16 protein-coding genes and 3 tRNA genes are annotated in these 16,202 nt (G+C 40.0%); 16 read left to right on the top strand and 3 right to left on the bottom strand.

All coding sequences use genetic code 11. The features are described 5' to 3' along the window. Positions 1 to 42 precede the first annotated feature (42 nt). The 3 genes from ACWIT3_RS01100 to ACWIT3_RS01090 all read left to right on the top strand — a co-directional run bounded on the left by ACWIT3_RS01100 (position 43) and on the right by ACWIT3_RS01090 (position 2,050). Entirely contained in the window at positions 43 to 585 is a 543-nt protein-coding gene (locus ACWIT3_RS01100) for a methylated-DNA--[protein]-cysteine S-methyltransferase (RefSeq protein ID WP_457161190.1), read from the top strand. Then, complete coding sequence (gene mutH / locus ACWIT3_RS01095) at positions 585 to 1,253, top strand: DNA mismatch repair endonuclease MutH (RefSeq protein WP_457161001.1); 669 nt, start codon at positions 585 to 587, stop codon at positions 1,251 to 1,253. Before ACWIT3_RS01100 ends, mutH begins: the two co-directional genes overlap by 1 nt. A gap of 68 nt (positions 1,254 to 1,321) precedes the next feature. Then, positions 1,322 to 2,050, top strand: a complete 729-nt coding sequence (locus ACWIT3_RS01090) for a TerC family protein (RefSeq protein ID WP_457161000.1) — start codon at positions 1,322 to 1,324, stop codon at positions 2,048 to 2,050. 69 nt (positions 2,051 to 2,119) lie between these two features. Here ACWIT3_RS01090 and polA read toward each other — a convergent pair whose 3' ends face one another. Beyond that, on the bottom strand, positions 2,120 to 4,912 hold the full coding sequence (polA, locus tag ACWIT3_RS01085; protein WP_457160999.1) for a DNA polymerase I: 2,793 nt from the start codon (positions 4,910 to 4,912) through the stop codon (positions 2,120 to 2,122). Positions 4,913 to 5,165: 253 nt separating this feature from the next. Here polA and ACWIT3_RS01080 point away from each other — a divergent pair, with 253 nt between their 5' ends. The 6 genes from ACWIT3_RS01080 to ACWIT3_RS01055 all read left to right on the top strand — a co-directional run bounded on the left by ACWIT3_RS01080 (position 5,166) and on the right by ACWIT3_RS01055 (position 8,860). Then, positions 5,166 to 5,984, top strand: a complete 819-nt coding sequence (locus tag ACWIT3_RS01080; protein ID WP_046339483.1) for a 5'-nucleotidase, lipoprotein e(P4) family — start codon at positions 5,166 to 5,168, stop codon at positions 5,982 to 5,984. Between the two features lie 124 nt (positions 5,985 to 6,108). Next, the gene (locus ACWIT3_RS01075; RefSeq protein WP_457160998.1) at positions 6,109 to 6,330 is read left to right on the top strand and encodes a YceK/YidQ family lipoprotein; all 222 of its coding nucleotides are present in this window, start codon (positions 6,109 to 6,111) and stop codon (positions 6,328 to 6,330) included. Positions 6,331 to 6,343: 13 nt separating this feature from the next. Next, entirely contained in the window at positions 6,344 to 8,359 is a 2,016-nt protein-coding gene (gene rep, locus ACWIT3_RS01070; RefSeq protein ID WP_457160997.1) for a DNA helicase Rep, read from the top strand. 117 nt (positions 8,360 to 8,476) lie between these two features. Then, positions 8,477 to 8,569 (top strand) — tRNA-Ser (locus ACWIT3_RS01065). Positions 8,570 to 8,635: 66 nt separating this feature from the next. Next, positions 8,636 to 8,712: transfer RNA gene (locus ACWIT3_RS01060), tRNA-Arg, on the top strand. A 71-nt stretch (positions 8,713 to 8,783) separates the two neighbouring features. Then, positions 8,784 to 8,860 (top strand) — tRNA-Arg (locus tag ACWIT3_RS01055). 129 nt (positions 8,861 to 8,989) lie between these two features. Here the strand turns inward: ACWIT3_RS01055 and ACWIT3_RS01050 are convergent. Next, entirely contained in the window at positions 8,990 to 9,394 is a 405-nt protein-coding gene (locus ACWIT3_RS01050) for a hypothetical protein (protein WP_457160996.1), read from the bottom strand. Between the two features lie 122 nt (positions 9,395 to 9,516). On the opposite strand from ACWIT3_RS01050, the gene ACWIT3_RS01045 reads away from it, so the two are divergent. The 4 genes from ACWIT3_RS01045 (at position 9,517) to purT (ending at position 12,501) form a co-directional block, all read left to right on the top strand. Continuing rightward, complete coding sequence (locus ACWIT3_RS01045) at positions 9,517 to 10,116, top strand: beta-phosphoglucomutase family hydrolase (protein ID WP_457160995.1); 600 nt, start codon at positions 9,517 to 9,519, stop codon at positions 10,114 to 10,116. Beyond that, entirely contained in the window at positions 10,113 to 10,604 is a 492-nt protein-coding gene (locus tag ACWIT3_RS01040; protein WP_457160994.1) for a YqaA family protein, read from the top strand. Before ACWIT3_RS01045 ends, ACWIT3_RS01040 begins: the two co-directional genes overlap by 4 nt. Positions 10,605 to 10,775: 171 nt before the next feature. Further along, the gene (luxS, locus tag ACWIT3_RS01035; RefSeq protein ID WP_457160993.1) at positions 10,776 to 11,282 is read left to right on the top strand and encodes an S-ribosylhomocysteine lyase; all 507 of its coding nucleotides are present in this window, start codon (positions 10,776 to 10,778) and stop codon (positions 11,280 to 11,282) included. A 37-nt stretch (positions 11,283 to 11,319) separates the two neighbouring features. Next, positions 11,320 to 12,501: a formate-dependent phosphoribosylglycinamide formyltransferase gene (gene purT, locus ACWIT3_RS01030; protein ID WP_457160992.1), complete on the top strand. Its 1,182-nt coding sequence runs from the start codon at positions 11,320 to 11,322 to the stop codon at positions 12,499 to 12,501. A gap of 60 nt (positions 12,502 to 12,561) precedes the next feature. Here the strand turns inward: purT and bcp are convergent, their stop codons facing one another. Further along, positions 12,562 to 13,026 carry a thioredoxin-dependent thiol peroxidase gene (gene bcp, locus ACWIT3_RS01025; protein WP_457160991.1) on the bottom strand — a complete coding sequence of 155 codons (465 nt, stop codon included), beginning with the start codon at positions 13,024 to 13,026 and terminating at the stop codon, positions 12,562 to 12,564. 165 nt (positions 13,027 to 13,191) lie between these two features. Here bcp and dapA point away from each other — a divergent pair, with 165 nt between their 5' ends. The 3 genes from dapA to ACWIT3_RS01010 all read left to right on the top strand — a co-directional run bounded on the left by dapA (position 13,192) and on the right by ACWIT3_RS01010 (position 16,147). Then, positions 13,192 to 14,088 carry a 4-hydroxy-tetrahydrodipicolinate synthase gene (dapA, locus tag ACWIT3_RS01020; RefSeq protein WP_457160990.1) on the top strand — a complete coding sequence of 299 codons (897 nt, stop codon included), beginning with the start codon at positions 13,192 to 13,194 and terminating at the stop codon, positions 14,086 to 14,088. Between the two features lie 114 nt (positions 14,089 to 14,202). Then, positions 14,203 to 15,216, top strand: coding sequence for an outer membrane protein assembly factor BamC (bamC, locus tag ACWIT3_RS01015; RefSeq protein ID WP_457160989.1), 1,014 nt, complete (start codon positions 14,203 to 14,205; stop codon positions 15,214 to 15,216). A gap of 7 nt (positions 15,217 to 15,223) precedes the next feature. Then, entirely contained in the window at positions 15,224 to 16,147 is a 924-nt protein-coding gene (locus ACWIT3_RS01010) for a DMT family transporter (RefSeq protein WP_457160988.1), read from the top strand. Positions 16,148 to 16,202: the final 55 nt, after the last annotated feature.

The raw sequence follows: 16,202 nt of genomic DNA, 5'->3' as shown, positions 1-16,202 counted from the left end.
ATAAAGCGTACTTCGGTACGCTTTTTCTTTTAAGGGAACATGATGTCAGCTATTTATTATTGCTATTTTCATTCGCCTGTAGGGCGTCTGTTACTGCTTTGTCAGAATGAAAAATTAACTAATCTTGATTTTGAAGTCGAGTCAATTCCGCCGAATCCCCACTGGATTCTTGATGAAAATAGACCGCTCTTTATGCAAGTCAAGCAAGCATTAGCGGATTATTTTGCGGGTAAAAAAGACACATTTGTGGGGATTCCTCTGGCGCCACAAGGTACTGCATTCCAACAACGTATTTGGCAAGCCTTACAAGGTATTCCTTACGGGCAAACCTCGACATATAGTGAGCTTGCACAGTTAATTGATCACCCTAACGCTGTACGTGCTGTTGGGGGAGCGGTAGGGCGAAACCCGATTAGCATTATTATTCCTTGTCATCGTGTTTTAGGAAAAGATCGTACGTTAACGGGATTCGGTGGGGGATTGCCTACGAAACGTCATTTATTGCAGCTAGAAAATGTGGCGTATGTGGATAAAGGGATCGAGTTTGTTAAGCCAAAACTTCTGAAAAAATATCGTTCACAGTGATGACACCAAAAACAGAACAAGAGTTGCTTGATCGAGCACAATCAATTGCTGGCCTAACGTTTGGTGAATTAGCGATGACGTTATCAATTCCTGTTCCTCCCAATTTAAAACGTGATAAGGGCTGGGTGGGGATGTTAATTGAAAGTGCATTAGGCGCAACGGCGGGGAGTAAAGCAGAACGCGACTTTGCACATTTGGGAATCGAGCTGAAAACGATCCCGATTAATGCAAGCGGAATGCCGTTAGAAACCACGTTTGTCAGTCTAGCACCGCTGACTCAAAATATGGGAGTGGCTTGGCAAGACTCACATGTTAAACATAAATTGAGTAAAGTGTTATGGATGCCTGTTGAAGGTGAACGACATATTCCGTTAGCAGAGCGTCATATTGGACAGCCGATTTTATGGCAACCATCCCCTAAACAAGAGCAATGCTTACAGCGTGATTGGGAAGAGTTAATGGACTATATTACGTTAGGAAAACTTGACCAAATTAATGCAACATTAGGTGAGGTCTTGCAGTTACGTCCTAAAGGTGCGAACAGTAAAGCGTTAACCAGAGGGGTGGGTAAACAAGGAGAGCATATTTCAACTTTACCGCTTGGATTTTATTTACGCAAAGAATTTACTCAGGCTATTTTGCAACAGTTTTTGGATGGGCATGATTAATTTCTTGGCATTTTTTAAACAACACTATATTATTCATACGATTTTTTAACAGTTAAGGAAACCATATTATGTTTGAATGGCTAGCGAGTCCAGAAGCTTGGGTAGCACTTTTTACATTAGCCGCACTTGAGATTGTGTTGGGGATTGATAACATCATTTTTATCAGTATTTTAGTGGGGCGTTTACCTGAACATCAACGTCAATCAGGACGTTTAATTGGTTTAGGTTTAGCAATGGGGATGCGTATTGCGCTGTTGTTGTCACTTTCTTGGGTGATGTCTTTAACTGCACCGCTCTTTACTGTCTTGGGAGAGGAAATCTCGGGACGCGATTTGATTTTATTAATCGGGGGGTTATTCTTAGTGGCGAAGAGTACGCACGAAATTCACCATGCAATGACGCCAGAAGAAGCGAGTGAAGCTGATAAACCAAAAGCGGCAAGCTTTATTGGAATTTTGGCACAAATTGCGGTTTTGGATATCGTATTCTCTTTAGACTCCGTGATTACTGCAGTGGGTATGGTGGATCAAATTGGTGTTATGATTGTTGCGATTGTTCTTGCTGTAGGGGTAATGATGTTTGCAGCAAAACCAATTGGCGATTTTGTTGAAACACATCCAACCTTAAAAGTGTTAGCCTTATCGTTCTTAATCCTGATCGGTGTGGCGTTAATTGCAGAAAGTTTAGATTTCCATATTCCGAAAGGTTACATCTACTTCGCAATGGGCTTCTCTGTGGTCGTTGAGATGATCAACATTAAGATTCGTAAAAAATTCCTTAAAAAACCTGCGGCATAATGTTATGGCTTGGTTGGTATAGCATAGAAAAAGGCGGAAATCATATTCCGCCTTTTGTTTTTCTGCTGATTAGTGAGCTTCGTCCCAGTTTTTACCCACGCCGACATCCACAATTAGCGGTACAACAAGCTGAGCTGCTTGTTCCATTGTTTGTTTAATCAACTTACTAAATGCTTCCACTTTTTCTGACCGCACTTCAAATACCAATTCATCATGTACTTGCATAATCATTTGAATATCAGGATTACCACTAATTTGTGTATCTAAAGCAATCATTGCACGTTTAATAATATCTGCGGCAGTGCCTTGCATTGGCGCGTTGATGGCGACACGTTCAGCTGCTTTGCGACGGATTGCATTCGATGAGCTGATATCGGGCAAATATAAACGGCGATCAAATAGTGTTGCCACATAGCCTTGTGCTTTTGCGGTTTCACGAATATCAGTCATAAAGGCTTGCACACCTGGATAACGTTGGAAATACAAATCCATATATTTTTGTGCATCATTACGCGGAATCCCTAATTGACGAGATAAACCGAACGCACTCATGCCGTAAATTAAGCCGAAGTTAATCGCTTTTGCGCTACGACGCTGTTCACTAGTCACTTGTTCTAATGGCAAACCAAAAATTTCTGCCGCAGTTGAACGGTGAATATCTTTGCCCTCGCTAAAGGCTTTGATTAGTCCCTGGTCTTTTGACAAGTGCGCCATAATACGTAATTCAATTTGTGAATAGTCGGCTGCAACGATCTTGAATCCGTTACGCGCGATAAACGCTTGGCGAATACGGCGTCCTTCTTCATTACGAATAGGAATATTCTGTAAGTTTGGATCACTTGAGGATAACCGCCCCGTTGCTGTCACTGCTTGATGATAGGAAGTATGCACTCGACCTGTGTACTGATTAATCATTTGCGGTAATTTATCAGTATAGGTTGATTTTAATTTGCTTAAACCACGGTGTTCGACTAACAGTTTGGGTAATTCGTGATCATAAGCAAGTTCTTCCAACACTTCTTCATTAGTGGATGGCGCCCCCTTCGGTGTTTTTTTCAATACAGGTAACCCGAGCTTATCAAACAAAATTTCTTGTAGCTGTTTTGTTGATGCTAAATTAAATGTTTGTCCAGCAAGTTCACAGGCTTGTTGTTCAAGTGCGGTTAATCTTGTGGCAATTTCATTGGATTGTGTAAATAGTGCATCGCTATCAATCAGCACACCATTGCGTTCCATTCGTGAAAGTACAGACACCAATGGTAATTCCATTGTGCGATATAACTCAACTAATGCGGGCTGTTCTGACACTTTCGCCCACAGCACTTGCTGCAATTTCATTGTGATGTCTGCATCTTCTGCAGCATATTCAGCTGCGTGTTCAAGGGGGATTTGGTTAAAGGTGAGTTGCCCTTTGCCTTTGCCAGCAATATCTTCAAAGCGAATTGTTTGGTGTCCTAAATAGCGTTTTGCTAAGTCATCCATATTATGACGACCTGTGCTGTCTAGTACGTAAGAAAGTAACATGGTGTCATAAGCGACGCCTTGAACATGAATGGCGTTACGCGCAAAAATACTTAAATCGTATTTAATATTTTGACCCACTTTTTCAATTGCTGGATTTTCTAAAATCGGTTTTAAGCGTAAAAGTGCGGTATCAAAATCCATTTGTTGTGGTGCGCCAAGGTAATTGTGGCGTAATGGTAAATAAGCGGCTTCGCCATTTTCTAGAGCAAAGGAAATACCGACTAAATTCGCACTCATATAATCTAAATTATCAGTTTCCGTATCAACGGCGATAAGTTTTGCTTGAGCGAGTTTATCCAACCATTTTTCAAAATCAGCAACAGATAAAATACATTCATATTTGCTGCGATCAATCTCAATTTTGACCGTACTTTCAGGCTCTGTTGCGGGTGGCGTGGCTTGATAATTATTGATTTTGACAGGTTGTTCAGAGCCATTAGTCACCGAATTTGTGCCGTTATTCATTACCTCCGTTAACCAACGTTTAAATTCATAACGACCAAAATATTCTATTAATTCATCATTATTAGCGGTGCCAAAGGTCAGTTGTTCTGGCGTGATTTCCAATTCAACATCCGTTTTAATGGTCGCTAGCGCATAGGAAAGATCTGCCATTTCTTTGGCATCAAGTAATTTATCACCTAATTTTTTCGCTCCACGAATTGGTAGCTCGGCGACTTTGTCTAAATTGGCATAGATTTCTGCCATACTGCCGATGCCTTGTAACAGCCCCAACGCGGTTTTTTCACCTACACCAGGTACGCCAGGAATGTTATCCGAGCTATCGCCCATTAACGCGAGGTAGTCGATAATTAATTCAGGCGGTAAGCCGTATTTTTCGATGACGCCTTCACGATCTAATAGCGTGTTATTCATGGTGTTGATCAGCATAATGTTGTCATCAACAAGCTGTGCCATATCTTTATCGCCAGTACTGATCAGCACTTTTTTACCTGCTTTTGAGGCTTGCACCGCTAAAGTACCGATAACATCATCGGCTTCCACACCTTCAACCACTAATAATGGAATCCCTAACGCACGAATGATGTTGTGTAGCGGTAAAATTTGACTACGTAATTCATCAGGCATGGGCGGGCGATGTGATTTGTATTGTTCAAACATTTCATCACGGAAGGTTTTACCTTTGGCATCAAACACCACGGCAATATGGCTCGGTTGCACTTGTGAAATTAAACTTTTCAGCATATTTAATACACCATACATCGCCCCAGTTGGTTCATTGAGCGAGTTAGTTAAGGGTGGAAAAGCGTGAAAAGCACGGTATAAGTAAGAGGAACCATCAACAAGAACAAGAGGATTTTCTGCAATTTTTGCCATAAGATATCCGTTTGAGTAAGTGAAACTTTATGGGGCATTATAACTTAAAAATACAGTGAACGTGCGCGGAAAAATACAGAAGTTTGGCTAATATGTGTTTCATTGAGTATGTTGATGAATGTCATAATAATCACATAAAAGAAAAATTATGTGATCTTAGTCACATTCAACGTGGCGCTAGCTATAAGTTTGCTTGCTAATTTGTTACATTAGCTCCACCCAGCATATTAATTGGGCATTCAAGGAGAAGAAAATGAAAAAATTTAAGTTATCAGTCGTAGCACTTAGCTCATTAGTATTATTAGCAGCTTGTTCAAATCAACAAGCTGTAGAGCAAGCAAATCAAGCAAAATTACAGCAACAAGCGGCATTAGGCCTAGTTTGGACACAACAATCTGGCGAATACGCTGCGTTAGCTCACCAAGCGTTTAACTCTGCAAAAGTAGCGTTTGATCATGCAAAAGCAAAAAAAGGTAAGAAAAAAGCAGTAGTGGTCGATTTAGATGAAACTATGATCGATAACAGTGCTTATGCTGGTTGGCAAGTACAAAACGGTCAAGGTTTCTCACCAAAAACTTGGACAAAATGGGTTGACGCAAGACAATCAGCGGCAATTCCAGGTGCGGTTGAGTTCTCTAACTATGTCAATGCAAACGGCGGTACCATGTTCTTCGTTTCAAACCGTCGTGATGACGTTGAAAAAGCGGGCACAGTGGATGACATGAAACGCCTTGGATTTACTGGTGTAAATGACAAAACATTATTATTGAAAAAAGACAAATCCAACAAATCGATTCGCTTTAAACAAGTTGAAGATATGGGTTATGACATCGTGTTATTCGTGGGTGATAACTTAAACGATTTCGGTGATGAAACTTATAAAAAATCAAATGAAGAACGTCGTTCATTTGTGATGAAAAATAGCAAAGCCTTTGGTAAAAAATTCATCGTATTACCAAACAATAACTACGGTGACTGGGAAGGTGGTTTAGATAAAAACTACTTCAAAGGTAATGCACAAAGCAAATTAGATATTCGTGCTAAAGCAATTCATGCTTGGGATGGAAAATAATTCCATTCTTCATTAAACAAAAGTGCGGTTAGTCATTTAACCGCATTTTTATTTTCTACTATTTTAGTATCGCATTTTTGACCTATTACTTATATCATTAGCCCATCTTTTTTATGGGTGAACGATGTATAAGTACTTTCTTGTATTTACCGCACTTTTGAGCACAACGGGTTGTGGAACGGTCGTTAAACTGATTGATCCAACAGAGCCTTATGTTTCTTACGCGGGAATCAAATATGATCTGGAAATGGCACAAGTCTGGGGGCTGCCTGTTTTAGATTTGCCAATGTCATTTTTATTGGATACCGCATTATTACCTTACGCATGGTCACAACAAACAGAATAAAAAATATTACGTTATGAAATTAAACCCACAACAACAAAAAGCCGTTGAATATGTTACTGGTCCTTGTTTAGTGTTAGCAGGAGCAGGATCGGGTAAAACTCGCGTTATTATTAATAAAATTGCACATTTAGTCGCACATTGTGGTTATTCGCCTCGGCATATTGCTGCCGTAACCTTTACTAACAAAGCTGCACGAGAAATGAAAGAACGCGTTGCGCACTCCATTGGCAAACAAACCAGTCGAGGTTTAATCGTATCCACGTTTCATACATTGGGGTTTAACATTATTAAACAAGAATACGCGCATCTTGGTTTTAAAGAGAGAATGACGTTGTTTGATGAACAGGATCAACTTGCGTTATTAAAAGCATTAACGGCAGATGTATTGTCTGAAGACAAAGACGTATTACGAGAATTGATATCGACGATTTCTAATTGGAAAAATGATTTGATTGCTCCACAACATGCGAAGGCCTTAGCAAATGATCAAAAAAGCCAGACGTTTGCGGAATGTTATGCGCGATATAGCAAACAACTTCGAGCGTACAATGCGTTAGATTTTGATGACTTAATCATGTTGCCTACTTTGTTGTTTAAGCAGAATGAAGAAGTGCGGTTAAAATGGCAGCAGAAAATTCGTTACTTATTAGTCGATGAATATCAAGATACGAATACCAGCCAATATGAACTCATTAAATTATTAGTGGGAGAGCGAGCGTGTTTTACCGTAGTTGGCGATGATGATCAGTCTATTTATTCATGGCGTGGTGCACGTCCACAAAATATGATGCGTCTCAAATTGGATTATCCTGATCTCACTGTGATTAAACTTGAACAAAACTATCGTTCGACCCAGCGTATCTTACATTGTGCCAACATTCTGATTGCGAATAATGAACACGTTTTTGACAAGCAGCTTTTTTCTGCATTGGATTTAGGTGAAAAATTGCAAATTATTGAAGCAAAAAACGAGGACGAAGAAGCCGAACGTGTGGTTAGTGAATTAATTGCCCATCGTTTTATGCGTAAAACCAAGTACAAAGACTATGCGATTTTGTACCGTGGTAATCATCAGGCTCGCGTGTTAGAAAAAGTCCTCGTACAAAATCGCATTCCATATAAGATTTCAGGTGGCACTTCATTTTTCTCCAGAACTGAAATCAAAGACATGATGGCGTATTTGCGTTTATTAGTAAACCAAGATGATGATGCTGCATTTTTGCGCATTATCAATACACCTAAACGAGAAATTGGTCCCGTCACGTTAGAAAAATTGGGCACATTAGCCCAAGAGAAGCATATAAGCTTGTTTGAGGCGGTGTTTGATTTCGAATTGATTCATCGGATGTCCCCCAAAGCATACAATGCGTTGCAGCATTTTGCGCAGTGGATCGTCCAATTAAGCGATGAGGTATTACGTTCTGAACCAGAGCGTGCGATTCGTACGATGCTAGCGCAATTACAGTATGAAGAATATTTGTATGAGTCTGCCCCTAGCCCTAAAGTTGCTGAGATGCAAAGTAAAAATGTAGCGACTTTGTTTGATTGGGTGGCAGAGATGTTGAAAGGCAATGATGTTGATCCACCAATGAGCTTAAATCACGTTGTGGCACAGCTAACGTTGCGCGATATGCTGGAGCGAGGAGAAGACGATGATGAGAGTGATCAAGTTCAATTGATGACATTACATGCGTCAAAAGGTCTCGAGTTTCCGCATGTGTTTTTGATTGGTATGGAAGAAGGCATTTTACCGCATCAAACCAGTATTGATGAAGAAAATGTAGAGGAAGAACGCCGTTTAGCATATGTCGGAATTACCCGAGCGCAACAAAGTTTAATTTTTTCATTATGCAAAGAGCGACGTCAGTTTGGTGAAATATTGAGCCCAGAGCCAAGTCGATTTTTAGCAGAATTACCGAGAGATGATGTGCAGTGGGAACGTGATAAGCCACCAATGACGAAAGCGCAACAACAAGAGCATACTGCCAACCAATTGGCAAATTTACGTGCAATTTTACGTGGGAAATAGTTTTTTTGTTGTAATTTGATGAAATTGTAGAGAAATCAGTCAACTGAATAATTTTTTGTAAAAAATGATTTGACTTATTTTCAGAAAAACGTATTATACCGCCCACAAACCGATTGCGGTGAGATGGCCGAGAGGCTGAAGGCGCTCCCCTGCTAAGGGAGTATGGGGTCAAAAACTCCATCGAGGGTTCGAATCCCTCTCTCACCGCCATTTACTCTGGTTTGCTAGCCACTTTATTTAATATGTTATTTTATAAAGTGGCAGTGAACACGTGCTGCACCCGTAGCTCAGCTGGATAGAGTACTCGGCTACGAACCGAGCGGTCAGAGGTTCGAATCCTCTCGGGTGCGCCATTTTAATTTCATGTAAATGGTTAGAATGGTAAAAGCAAGTAAATAAATTGGCCTTGATTATACGACTATACGCACCCGTAGCTCAGCTGGATAGAGTACTCGGCTACGAACCGAGCGGTCAGAGGTTCGAATCCTCTCGGGTGCGCCATTTAATCTTTCCTTTGTTAGTTTTTCATAAAAACATTCAAGTATTTAATGAGATTTTTCTATTTTTATAGAAAATCTTCTTATCTATTTCTATCTTAAGACGCTGTCGTTCTATTTAAATTTTGATGTGTTAATTGATAGCTTGATAGTGGGCAGAATGCGCTTTATCTAAGATATCAGGTTGATCAAGTAATAATGAGTAATAGTTCGCTAAAAAGTAACTTTGTTCATTTTCTGGAATAGGGAAAGGAATCAATTTCAAGATGTCTTCATGGATCGCTAACACAGTGGGAAAACAGGCTGCACTTTGAATTTTCGCTTGAAAATCTTTGTGTAAAGGCGAGGCACAATGCTGCCGTTTGATTCTACCCAATGAGTTAGCTAAGTGCACAAGTAAGGTTGTAGCCTGCGCTCTATTCACATCAACATGCCAATATTGCACTAAATAATGTTGAGCATGATAGACAATGTCGACGATTTCCTCATCAATTAACTTACGCACTTGTAATCTTTTTAAGTGGGATTGAATATTCATACCGCCCTCATTGTGAACTATTGGTCAGTCTAGCCCAATTTGATGTAATTAAACAGTGCAGAGATCACAAATTTATAGCACAATAATATTTATTTTTTGTTCTGTCAGATAGTGAAGAAAGTATGTTAGATACTCAACTTTTTAATACGTACAATGGATTAATTTTTGATATGGATGGCACTTTAATTGATACGATGCCTTGTCACGCGCAAGCATGGTTGATGGTAGGTGAGCATTATGGCTATGCATTACAACCAGAGGTGATGTATCAAATGGCTGGGGCGCCTTTGCGCACGATTGCTCAAGCTATGATGGAAAAAGCGGAGATGCCGTTAAGTTTATTACCTGATGTGATGCACCTAAAACGCCAATTTGGCAAGGCGCTGTTGTTAAAACAAGCTTCGTTATTGCCAGCAGCCAAAGTAGCCAAGCATTTTTATCAACATAAACCTATGGCATTAGGTACGGGCTCACATCGTGAAATGACCCATTTACTATTAGAAAAATTTGCTATGACTGATTACTTTGATGCGATTGTGACATCCGAGGATGTGACTAAACATAAGCCAGAGCCCGATACCTTTTTACGCTGTGCTGAGTTAATTCACGTTAACCCTCAAACCTGTTTGGTATTTGAAGACGCAGATTTAGGTGTACAAGCTGGATTAGCGGCAGGAATGGATGTATTTGATGTTAGGACGAATACGTTAATTAAGGGATGATTGATTTTTTTACAGGAGAGTTTTGGCAGCAACACAGTTTATGGTTGATGTTTGCCAGTGCATTGTTAAGTGCAACCGTCTTACCAGGTAACTCAGAAATCATTTTTGTTGCTTTATTGACACCGCTCGTATTTGGTCAGAGTAGTATTTGGTCGTATGAGGTTATCGTGTTAGTGGCAGTTGCAGTCAGTGGAAATAGCCTAGGAAGTTTGACTACGTATTGGCTTGGTCGCATGTTGCCTAACGTGCAGTATAAAACGCAACAGCATCCTTATTTTCAATGGGCTCATCGACAGTTTCAAGGTTATGGAATATGGAGTTTATTACTCAGTTGGTTGCCAGTCGTAGGAGATCTATTTTGTGTATTGGCAGGTTGGTTCAGTGTGAATATGTGGCGTGCTTTTTTCTTAATGATTTTGGGTAAGCTAATGCGTTATGTTTTTTTACTCTACTTCACCGTGAATTTCTTAGCAATTTCCGTAAAATAACGGTGTTTACAGATAAAAAAACACCACTCTAAAAGAGTGGTGAAATAACCTAAGGAACCAATTTTATTAAAAACAACTGCAAGTTGCTGTTTCTTGAGACAAACGTGTTAACGTAAAGTTCAAAAAAATTTCATTAAAATTGTAATAACGTAATAATTTGAGGAAATCATTATGCCATTACTGGATAGTTTTAAAGTCGATCATACTCGAATGCAGGCGCCAGCTGTTCGTGTAGCAAAAATCATGCGTACACCGAAAGGGGATGAAATTCGAGTGTTTGATTTACGTTTTTGTGTGCCGAACAAAGAAATATTGTCACCGAAAGGCATTCACACACTAGAGCATTTATTTGCTGGATTTATGCGTGATCATTTAAATAGTGATGCGGTTGAAATTATTGATATTTCGCCTATGGGCTGTCGTACAGGCTTTTATATGTCGTTAATTGGGGCGCCAGATGAGCAACAGGTTGCAGAGGCTTGGTTAGCTTCTATGAAAGATGTCTTACAGGTTAAAGAACAACAGCAAATTCCCGAATTAAATGAATATCAGTGTGGTACTTACACTGAACATTCACTCTCAGATGCACATCGTATTGCTCAAAATGTGATAGCTCGTGGTATTGGCGTCAATCACAATGACGAATTATTACTTGATGAAAAACAACTACAGGTTTAATCTGATTTGAATATAATCTATCCAGAAGGAAATCTACATGACAAAAATTGGTACTGCACTTACCGCGAAAGCGACGAAAGTAATGATGTTGGGATCGGGAGAGCTCGGCAAAGAAGTCGTAATTGAACTTCAGCGTTTAGGCGTTGAGGTCATTGCGGTTGACCGTTATGACAATGCGCCTGCTCAACAAGTTGCACATCGTGCTTATACGATTTCAATGCTTGATGGTGCTGCGTTAAAGGCTTTAGTTGAAAAAGAAAAACCTGATTATATCGTGCCAGAAGTGGAAGCAATTGCGACGGCGACTTTAGTGGAATTAGAACAAGCTGGGTTTCATGTTATTCCCACTGCAAAGGCGACACAATTGACGATGAATCGCGAGGGCATTCGTCGTTTGGCAGCAGAAGAGCTTGGTTTGCCGACATCAAACTATCAATTTGTAGATAATTTTGATGATTTTAAATCTGCCGTGGAAAAAATTGGGCTCCCTTGCGTTGTTAAACCGATTATGTCTTCATCTGGTCATGGGCAAAGTATTTTGAAGTCTGCCAACGAAATGCAAAAAGCTTGGGATTATGCTCAACAAGGGGGGCGTGCAGGTGGTGGACGTGTCATTGTAGAAGGCTTTGTGAAGTTTGATTATGAGATTACATTGTTAACTGTACGCCACATTCATGGCACATCATTCTTAGCACCAATTGGACATATTCAAATCGATGGAGATTATCGTGAATCATGGCAGCCACAAGCTATGTCAGAGGTAGCGTTGCAAAAAGCGCAGGCTATTGCTGAGAAAATTACGACGGCATTAGGCGGTCGAGGTATTTTTGGTGTAGAGATGTTTGTATGTGGCGATGACGTGATTTTCAATGAAGTCTCACCGCGTCCACATGACACTGGGATGGTGACATTAATTTCTCAAGAGTTATCTGAATTTGCGCTGCATGCACGTGCAATTTTAGGGTTACCGATTCCAGATATTCATTTAATTAGCCCATCTGCGTCAAAGGCGATTGTAGTGGAAGGCAAATCGAATCAAGTAGAATTTGGTAATTTAGTTGAAGTGCTTGCCGAACCGAATACGAACTTGCGTTTGTTTGGAAAAGGTGAGGTGAATGGTCATCGTCGTATGGGCGTTATCCTAGCAAGAGATCACTCTGTTGAAGAGGCGTTGGAAAAAGCGCGTCGTGCTTATGCAAAATTAGATATTACACTTTAATCAAAAAGTGTCAGAAAAAAAGACCGCACTTGTCATGCAGTGCGGTCTTTTTTATTCTATTTATTGAGTTAGATAGTCTAATACGACTTGATGATGCGTTGAGGTTTTAAATTGCGTAAACACCTGTTCCACTTTACCTTGCTCATCAATTAAAAAACTGATGCGATGAATCCCATCGTATGTTTTGCCTAAGAATTTTTTCTTCCCCCACACACCAAATTGTTCTGCAACCTGATGATCTTGATCGGCTAACAAAAAGAAGTTTAAGGATTTTTTCTCTGTAAATTTCGCTAATTTTTCTGGTGAGTCGGGACTAATTCCTAAAATTACGACCCCTCGTTTTTCCAATTCTGTTTTCGTGTCTCTTAATCCGCAGGCTTGTGTGTTGCATCCTGGAGTAAGTGCTTTGGGATAAAAATAAATCAGGACTTTTTTCCCTGCGAATTGATTGAGGGATACTGGGTCATTGTATTGATTTAATAACGTAAATTGCGGTGCTAAAGCACCAATCTGTAGGATTTCCATTAAAATCTCCCTTTAAGTAATAAGTTTAGATAAAAAATTAAAAAAATGACTTGCAAATTCAAGCTATTTTAGCGATCTTAAACTGAAATTTACAAGCAAACTCAACAATCAATCACGTCAAAAATGATAACAATTTAAACATAATAAATATGCTCAGGAGGCGTTATGTCAGCAAATAATTATCTCTTTTCTGGTAGCATCGTTGCTATCGTCACTCCCATGGATAGCTCAGGCGAAATTGATTTTGTTTCGCTCAAAAAACTGGTTGAATATCACATCGCGGCAGGTACAGATGCGATTGTGTCAGTGGGAACAACAGGGGAAGCCGCCACATTAAGTATTGATGAAAATGTCAAAACTATTTTAAAAACCGTTGAATTTGCCGATGGGCGTATTCCTGTTATCGCAGGCGCAGGGGCAAATGCGACCAGTGAAGCCATTGTGATGACAAAGCTGTTACATGATAGTGGTGTGGCGGGCTGTTTGTCTGTTGTGCCATATTATAACAAGCCGACACAAGAAGGGATGTATCAGCATTTCAAAGCAATCGCGGAATGCACTGATTTACCACAAATTTTATATAATGTGCCAGGACGTACAGGCAGTGACATGTTGCCTGAAACAGTAGGGCGTTTAGCTCAAATTAAAAATATTGTCGGTATAAAAGAAGCAACGGGTGATTTAACACGTGTGAAAAAAATTAAGCAACTTGCGGGTGACGATTTTATTTTCTTGAGTGGTGACGATGCGACGGGATTAGCCTCTATGAAATTGGGGGGACAAGGCATCATTTCTGTGACAAATAATGTAGCCGCAGCAGACATGGCGAAAATGTGTCATTTAGCATTAAAAGGACAATTTGATGAAGCGGAACGTATTAATGAGCGCTTGATGGCACTGCATAAAAATTTATTTCTTGAATCCAACCCAATCCCAGTTAAATGGGCGGCCTATCGTTTAGGGTTAATTGAAACATCAACCTTACGTTTACCTTTGACAACACTCAGTGAAACGTTGCAACCGAAAGTGGAAGATGCATTAAACATAGCGGGACTCTTATAAGTAGTGAGTTAGCATTAGGGTCTGTATTCCAATACACAGACCCTAAACTTTTAAGTAATTTCATTGTCAAAATGTGGTAATTTTTAATAAAACTTAGCATAAAGGAAAAATGTTATGAAAAAGTGGTTATTCTCTTTTGCCCTGATTACAACGCTTGCGGCTTGTTCCGCGAGTAATGAAAGTAAGCAGCAAGCAAATGATACCTATCAAAAGTCAGATGAGGCATTACCTGCCTTTTTACCCTTAGCCAGTGGGGGGGTGAATCTGCCAAAGCAAGACGCCACTTATCAATTACCACAACTATCTCGCCAAAAAGCACAACATGTGGATATTCGCCCACCTCAAAATCCATTAGCGATTATCCAAAATTCGATTGCTCAATTTGATGGTGAGCGTGCCTTGATCGCTTATCCCGCGGACAAACAGCAGGTTTACAGTGTGACACAGATTCAGCGTTTATTAAAAGAGCAGGGTGTCACATATCAATTAGATGGGAACAAAATTATTACCGACTGGACTTCAACAGGGAGAGCTGATGATCTGGGCAAGACACAGATTCGCTATGAAATTGAGCAAGTCAGCTCAGGGGGGTATAGTGCGTTATTAGTTTCTGCTTTACAGATGAAGCGTGATGATGTCGTTTTTACTCCAAACATTGCAGATAAAAAACGTTATAGCTCTGATCGTTTGAATCAGTTGGTTGGTGAATTAAACACTGCTTATGTGAAACAGCTTCAAGATCTCAATAATGCGGGGTTTGCTCCTATTCAAGCCGTGATAGGAACGGATAGTAATAGACGAGATGCATTAGTGTTAAATGCCCCGTTTAATCATGCTTGGACAAAACTGGGTCAAGTTTTACCACAACTTGATTTTACGATTAAAGATGAAATGGTCGGGCGTGGGGCACGTGAATTAAAATACAGTCCTGCAGGCGCAAGAAGTTGGTGGTGGCCATTTGGTTCAGCAAATACAACAACGGGTCTCGAAAGAGGAACTTACTTCATGCAATTAAGTGCGGTGGGTAAGCAAAGTACGGTTGTGATCACAGATGAAGACGGGAAAGCACTGACAAGTTCTTCTGCACAGGCGGTGTACCAAGCATTGCAGAACCTTTTAGCGAGATAATCGCTGCATGAGTACGCTCAGTTTGCGTAATGAATGGTTTGTTCGTTTCAGTTATATTGCCTTAATGGGATTAGGATTTCCCATTATGCGCTATATGAGTATTCATTTTGAAACATTAAATAATAACGCTGTTCGCTTTTTATCAGGTGGCAGCGTTTTTCTTTTGATCTGTCTGTGGCGCTTTAGAGGCGAATTTAAACGGGTTTTGCTTGATTACAGAACACTGTTGAAATTATTGTTTCTTGCTTGTTTTATGACGGCAAACATGTATTTCTTTATTAATGGGATGAAATATACTTCAGCCATTTCTGGAAGCATTTTCGGTGTGCTGGCTATGCCGTTATCGGTCTTGATGGCTGCTCTCTTTTATGCAGATGAACGACAAAAAATTATGACTATTCGATTTTTGATCGGTAGTGTGATGTTAATAATTGGTTCCTTTGTGTTTGTTTTTTATGGTCAACAGAGCGCTTCTGACACAGATTTTGTGTTAGGAGCTTTTTTCCTAACGATCGCTATTTTTATCCAGTCTATTCAGAATCTTGTGGTTAAGCATGTGGCTTGCCAATTAAATGTGATTATTATCAGCACATTTACAGCGTTCTTATCTGGGTTAATCTATTTAATGTGGGCATGGCACAGTACGGTGATTTTCACATTAGCCGATGTGAGTATAAGTGCAATTATTGGGTTAGGACTTGCGGGTGTTTATGGCATGATGACGGGGATGTTGATGGCATTTTTTATTGTCAAAACACAAGGCATCATTACGTTTAATGTGATTCAACTGTTGGTACCAATTTCGACTGCACTGGTTGGTTATATGACATTAGGTGAAGGGATAACGTTGTCGCAAAGTATTGGGGCATTATTCGTGATGTTAGGTTGTGTGTGTTGTTTAAAAAAGCAAAATGCAGTAAGGAATGGATGACATGATGCGTCTAAGTTTAGTTTATGAGGTCGCGTAAAAATAAGGTAATGAGAGA

This window comes from Pasteurella sp. P03HT (genome assembly GCF_054052285.1).
This window is presented reverse-complemented; position numbering and strand designations above follow the sequence as displayed.